The sequence below is a fragment of the Bacillus sp. JJ1562 genome (genome assembly GCF_036962705.1).
Classification (GTDB): Bacteria; Bacillota; Bacilli; order Bacillales; family Bacillaceae_L; genus Ferdinandcohnia.
Map to the genome: position 1 here is coordinate 1 of NZ_JBALOQ010000038.1, position 4,429 is coordinate 4,429.

4 protein-coding genes are annotated in these 4,429 nt (G+C 38.4%); 1 reads left to right on the plus strand and 3 read right to left on the minus strand.

Annotated elements, in window-relative coordinates; translation table 11 throughout:
* Window positions 1–55: 55 nt before the first annotated feature.
* Together V7097_RS20070 and V7097_RS20075 are read right to left on the minus strand one after the other, a co-directional pair.
* Window positions 56–1,468, minus strand: a complete 1,413-nt coding sequence (locus V7097_RS20070; protein WP_335705428.1) for a SpoVR family protein — start codon at window positions 1,466–1,468, stop codon at window positions 56–58.
* 125 nt (window positions 1,469–1,593) lie between these two features.
* Window positions 1,594–1,950 (minus strand): DUF3889 domain-containing protein, encoded by a 357-nt coding sequence (locus tag V7097_RS20075; RefSeq protein ID WP_335705429.1) that lies wholly within the window; start codon window positions 1,948–1,950, stop codon window positions 1,594–1,596.
* Window positions 1,951–2,149: 199 nt separating this feature from the next.
* On the opposite strand from V7097_RS20075, the gene V7097_RS20080 reads away from it, so the two are divergent.
* The gene (locus tag V7097_RS20080; RefSeq protein ID WP_099353313.1) at window positions 2,150–2,389 is read left to right on the plus strand and encodes a YhdB family protein; all 240 of its coding nucleotides are present in this window, start codon (window positions 2,150–2,152) and stop codon (window positions 2,387–2,389) included.
* 59 nt (window positions 2,390–2,448) lie between these two features.
* On the opposite strand, the gene V7097_RS20085 is transcribed toward V7097_RS20080, so the two are convergent.
* Window positions 2,449–4,179 carry a phospho-sugar mutase gene (locus tag V7097_RS20085; protein WP_335705430.1) on the minus strand — a complete coding sequence of 577 codons (1,731 nt, stop codon included), beginning with the start codon at window positions 4,177–4,179 and terminating at the stop codon, window positions 2,449–2,451.
* Window positions 4,180–4,429: the final 250 nt, after the last annotated feature.

The following is a 4,429-nucleotide window of genomic DNA, read 5'->3' on the forward strand; positions in this document are numbered from 1 at the left end:
TTTGTCTACAGTCTGAAAGAACAGTCCTAGGGGACTGTTCTTTGTTCTTTGTATTCTAAATATATTTCCGATGTACCGTCTTTCCGTCGTAAGTAAAGACGACTGTTTTATTCTCAAGTATGGTTTCCATATGGACAGGTCGGCCCCAAAGTTGGTAAATGTAAGGTAGTACTTTTTCAAGATATTTTAAGTCTAGTTCAATATCTTCATACCAGTGCTTTAGGTAGATCTCACCGCTTTTTAAATAGTCGCCATCATTGACCGTAATATAAGGAAAGCCCCCATTCACCCGCATGTTAACGAGCTGGTCACGAACCTGCTCCCACTGTTTATCAATGATTTTGTAATCTCGACCTTGTTTTTGGAACAGATACATATCCTCACGTAAAACTAAATCCTTCGTTAAATAATTTCGAATGAACGAGATATCAGATTCGACTTCACGCACTTCGAATATTTTTTCCCGGCCAGAACCTGGCTTTACACCGCGCTCTAACATCTCTTTTGAAGGATTATTATAGCGTTCCTCGATATCCTCAAAGATTTTTAAACCTAAATAATATGGATTAATGCTTGTTTTTGACGGCTGAACAACACCTGCATTGAGCTTAGCAAACTCGATTGCTTCATCTGACGTCAGATCCATTTCTCGAATAATGCGTTGGTGCCAATAAGAAGCCCAGCCTTCGTTCATGATTTTCGTTTCAAGCTGTGGCCAGAAATAGAGCATTTCTTCTCGCATCATTGTTAAAATATCGCGTTGCCAATCCTCTAGCTCTCGACTGTATTGTTCAATAAATAAAAGAACATCTTTTTCGGGCTGTGGAGGGAACTTCTTTTTCTTCCGATGGGACGGTTGGGGATTTGTTGCCTTTTTATCCAAGCCCCATAAATCATCATAAGGCGTCGGTTTCCGTTTTACTTCTTCCTCATCTTTATCTTCAAGACTCCATGAAAGTTTTGGTCTCATTAGAGATGGGTCGATGTGCTCTTGGATAGCTAATACTGCATCTAAAAACGTCTCCACCTCAAGTTTTCCATATAAATGCTCATAATGTTTTACCCGCTCAGCGGTTGCGGCCATGCTTTCGACCATATCTCGTTTTGTATTGCTAAAACGAAAATTATTCTTGAAAAAATCACAGTGAGCAAGTACGTGGGCGACGATTAATTTGTTTTGAATGAGGGAATTGGAATCAAGCAAAAACGCATAACAAGGGTTAGAATTGATAACGAGCTCGTAAATCTTACTTAATCCTAAATCATACTGCAGCTTCATTCGATAAAATTGCTTTCCGAAGCTCCAATGGGAAAAACGCGTTGGCATCCCGTAAGCACCAAATGTATAAATTATATCTGCCGGACAAATTTCATATCTCATTGGATAAAAATCAAGCCCAAAACCTTCTGCAATTTCTGTAATTTCATCAATTGCATACTGGAGTGCCTGACGATCAGAATCTCTCACAGTTGATCTCCCCCTTTTCGTCCTTATCACAATTTATGAGCAATTGATCAAAATGATGAATGGGGGATTTCAATGTTACATGTTTTTAACCGAAAATGGCCACAATTTGTGGCCATTTTCATCACTTACTTTACTTCTTCAATGCTTAGTGATAAGAGGGACTCCGTTTGTGGATTAAACAGGATCATTACCTTTGCTCTGAACGTACGATCTTTTGATTGAACTGTTAATTCAAACGTATCCTTTGATTGCTTATCAGTGATTTCTTCTCGCCCCTTATATTGATAATCACTAATTTTACTGTCCGGGAAATTTAACTTCGCAACGTCAACTGCAATTTTACCCCATTTTTCATAATCTGTTGGAAGCTGTTGTTGTTGCTGTGGCGGTTTTTGAGGTGGTTTCTGTTGCGCGCTTACAAGGCCACCCCCAGCCAAAAGGAACATACTACAGAAAATTGGAATGAATATTTTTTTTGCCATTATCTTTACCTCCTATGTAGAAAATCAATTGTATTTTGCGCTTTATCAGGAGATATTAGTCATTTTATTTTTTCCCAAAATACAATAACTCTCGATTATGTATTCAAAATTGTTTTGGCTTCTTGTCCAAGATTTACACCGTGAAAAATCTTGTTTTCTCCACAAACTATAATCAACTCCTACGAAGGAGGGAAAAGCAGTGAATACAGTAGATTACGACAAAGCACTTTACTACACACATCGTTCACAGTGGGACAACCTACTTATTCTAATGGTTCGAACAAAGGATGATTTCCTTTCGAAAAAAATCGAACATTTTCTACATGCATATAATTTTGAAAAAGACTATTCCGTTATCGAACGACAGTTATATTCTTTACTCCGTTATATAGACCATGCATCCACAGAAAGCATGGAAGAATTAGCTGCTCATATGTAAGTGGGGAAAAAAATTCCCCACTTACTTACATAAAAAAACAGGACCCAGTGGGTCCCGTTTTATTTTAACGTGTTATGAACTTGTTCCATTACATCTGATGAAATGCTATTTAAAACATTTTGACTGTCCTCAAGTGAATTTCCTTTAACACCAAAATAGAATTTCACCTTTGGTTCAGTCCCTGATGGACGTAAGCAGAACCATGAACCATCTTCAAGGAAGTACTTCAACACATTTGATTTAGGAAGCTTGATTTCCTCTTTTTTTCCTTCTTCAACGTTTGTGCGAACACTTTCCTTATAGTCCTCAATTCGTGTTACCTTACGACCAGCAACTTTTGTTGGTGGCTGGCTACGGAAGCCTGCAAGGAGACTGTTAATTTGCTCTGCACCTTCTTTTCCTTTTAATGTTAAGGATTCTAGGCCCTCGCGGTAATACCCATATTTCCCAAAAATCTCCATTAAGCCTTCATACATAGTCATGCCTTTGTTTTTATAATAAGCACAAACTTCAACTGCTAATAAAGCTGCTTGGACAGCATCTTTATCACGAGCAAAGTCCCCTATAAGATAGCCATAGCTTTCTTCATAGCCGAATTGGAATTTGTATTCTCCTGTATGTTCATATTGCTTGATTTTTTCACCGATAAACTTAAATCCTGTAAGTGTATCAATTGTATCAAGACCAAATGATTTTGCGATGTCCCGACCAATTTCAGATGTAACGATTGTCTTAAGAACAACACCATTTTCAGGAAGCATTCCTTGCTTTTTCTTTTCTTCCAAAATGTAGTGAAGTAAAATAGCCCCTGTTTGGTTTCCAGTTAGGACAACATATTCACCTTTGTCATCCTTCACAGCTACCCCTAAACGGTCTGCATCTGGATCTGTTGCGATTAAAATGTCAGCATCGATTTTCTTACCTTCTTTAATCGCTAATTCAAATGCTGCATGCTCTTCAGGGTTCGGTGATTTAACTGTTGAGAAATTTGGATCAGGAAGTTCTTGTTCTTTCACGATTGTAACGTTTTCGTAGCCAAATGCTTTTAGTCCGTTACGAACTGGCTTGTTTGCCGTTCCATGAAGTGGTGTAAATACAACTTTTACCCCAACCTGTGAAAGTTCTGGATTAATTGAGATTGTTTTAAGTTTTTCTGTGTATGCATTATCGATTTCTGTACCAATCATATGAATCAGTCCAGAAGCCTTTAATTCTTCCTCGCTACCAACTTTTAAGTCAAGCTCATTTTCAATTGCATTTACTTTTTCAATTACCGTATCAGCAGCTTCAGGTGGTAATTGTCCACCATCAGAGCCGTATACCTTATAGCCATTATATTCGGGTGGGTTATGACTCGCTGTTACAACGATTCCTGAGAATGCATTTAAATGACGAACCGCATATGAAAGCTCTGGTGTCGGCCTGAGTTCATCAAATACGTAGGTTTGAATCCCATATGTAGCAAGGGTTTTCGCAGCCTCCATTGCAAATTCAGGTGATTTATGACGGGAGTCAAATGCAATTGCAACCCCTCGACGCTTCGCTTCTTCACCGAATGATTCGATAAAAGCAGCAAGCCCTGCCGAAGCCTTGCGAACGGTATATATGTTCATACGGTTTGTCCCTGGTCCGATTTCTCCACGCATTCCACCAGTTCCAAACTCGAGATTTTTATAAAAGCAATCTTCAAGTTCTTTTTGATTGTCTTTCTTTTCAACCAATGCATCCTTGATTTCTTGATCTAACCCAGGTTTGTTAATCCATTGGTTATACTTTTCCATCCAGCTCATGTATGATGAACCTCCTGTTTTTAGTTGTAAACTTTATGTATTGTTTTAACTTCTACTTATTCTATATAAAATCCTGTTCATTTCCAATTAATTTTATCATAATTTATACAATTACTAACGAAAATGAGGAAAAAGACTGGTTTTTGATAAGGGGCGGTGGTATATGGGGGGTGCGGTTCGTTACCCTTTGGCTAGGATCTCTTGGCTATCGGGGACGATTGAAACTCTTGCGTTACCCTTTTGCTTTGAT

What these genes read in the sequence shown, in the direction of transcription:
- V7097_RS20075 (WP_335705429.1), bottom strand. Translation starts at nt 1,950, where the DNA reads ATGGCAAAAAAAATATTCATTCCAATTTTCTGTAGTATGTTCCTTTTG.
- V7097_RS20085 (WP_335705430.1), bottom strand. Translation starts at nt 4,179, where the DNA reads ATGAGCTGGATGGAAAAGTATAACCAATGGATTAACAAACCTGGGTTA.